Genomic DNA, 1,623 nt, shown 5'->3' with positions numbered 1-1,623 from the left:
GTGCCCATGAACACGGCGGTGAAATAGGCCAGCATCTGGATCGGCAGCGCATAGATGATCGGCGCGATGAACTCCGGCACGTCGGGCAAGACGATGGTTTCCATCGTCTTCAYGGTGGCCTGCGCCGCTCCCTTCTGGTCGGTGATCAGGATGATCTTGCCGCCACGCGCCGCCACTTCCTGCATGTTCGACACGGTCTTTTCGAAGATGCGGTCGTGCGGTGCGATGACGATGACCGGCATGTTCTCGTCGATCAGCGCGATCGGCCCATGCTTGAGCTCGCCCGCGGCATAACCCTCGGCGTGGATATAGGAGATTTCCTTGAGCTTGAGGGCACCTTCCATGGCGAGTGGAAAATTGGTGTCGCGGCCGAGGTAGAGCACGTGCTTGTAGGATGCGAGTTCCCGCGCCACCTTCTCGATCTGCTTGTCGAGCTTGAGCACCTGGGCTGCATAACGCGGCGTTTCCGACAGGCTGCGCACCAGCGCTCTTTCCTCGTCGGGCGTAATCGTGCCGCGCTGCGAGGCGGCACGGATGGTGAGCGCCGCCAGCACCGAGAGCTGGCAGGTGAAGGCCTTGGTCGAGGCGACCCCGATTTCGGGGCCTGCCAGCGTTGGCATCGTCACGTCGGATTCGCGCGCCATCGTTGATTCGCGCACATTGACGATGGCGCCAATCGGCACGCCCGCCTTGCGGCAATAGCGCAGCGACGCCAGCGTGTCGGCGGTCTCGCCCGACTGCGATACGAAGAACGCGGCACTCTTCTTCGAGATCGGCATTTCGCGGTAGCGGAACTCCGAAGCGACATCGATGTCGACCGGCAGCCGCGCATGGCGCTCGAACCAGTATTTGCCGACCAATCCGGCGAGATAGGCCGTGCCGCAGGCCGAAACCGCCAGGCGGTCGATGTCGGCGAAGCTGAACGGCAGGTCGAGCGGCTTCGAGGTCCCTTGCGTGAAGTCGAGATAATGCGCCAGCGTGTGCGAAATCACTTCCGGCTGCTCATGGATCTCCTTTTCCATGAAGTGGCGGTGATTGCCCTTGTCGACGAGGTAGCTTGAGCCGACCGACTGGCGCCGCTGGCGCTCCACCGGCGTGCGTTCCATATCGTAGATCTGGAATTCATTGCGGCGCACCACGGCCCAGTCGCCATCCTCAAGGTAGGTGACGGAATTGGTGAAGGGTGCCAGTGCGATTGCATCGGAGCCCAAAAACATCTCGCCCTCGCCATGGCCGATGGCCAAGGGCGGTCCGTTGCGGGCGCCGACGATCAAATTGTCGTCGCCCTTGAACATGATGGCCAGCGCAAACGCGCCGCTGAGCCGCTTCAGCGCCGCATGCGCCGCATCGATGGGCTTTGCGCCGCCCGCCAACTCGCGCGCGATCAGATGTGCGACCACCTCGGTATCGGTCTGCGAGGTGAATTCGTAGCCGTCGCTTTGAAGCTCATCACGCAAATCGGCGAAGTTCTCGATGATGCCGTTGTGGACGATCGCCACGCCGTTGGAAAAATGCGGATGCGCGTTGGTCTCGTTGGGCACCCCATGGGTCGCCCAGCGCGTGTGGCCGATGCCGATATTGCCGTCGAGCGGTTCGGCTTTCAGTCGTCGCTCGAGATTGATC

General features: G+C 62.4%; 1 protein-coding gene. It reads right to left on the bottom strand.

The annotated features are described in order from the left end of the window. Positions 1–1,623 (bottom strand): glutamine--fructose-6-phosphate transaminase (isomerizing) (glmS, locus tag AC1DUU_RS31435; RefSeq protein WP_476787213.1); only part of this gene is annotated, 1,623 nt, incomplete at both ends.

This window comes from Aminobacter sp. P4_H6_2 (assembly GCF_056400805.1).
The sequence above is the reverse complement of the archived record's forward strand: the minus strand, read 5'-3'. Positions and strand labels throughout refer to the sequence as shown.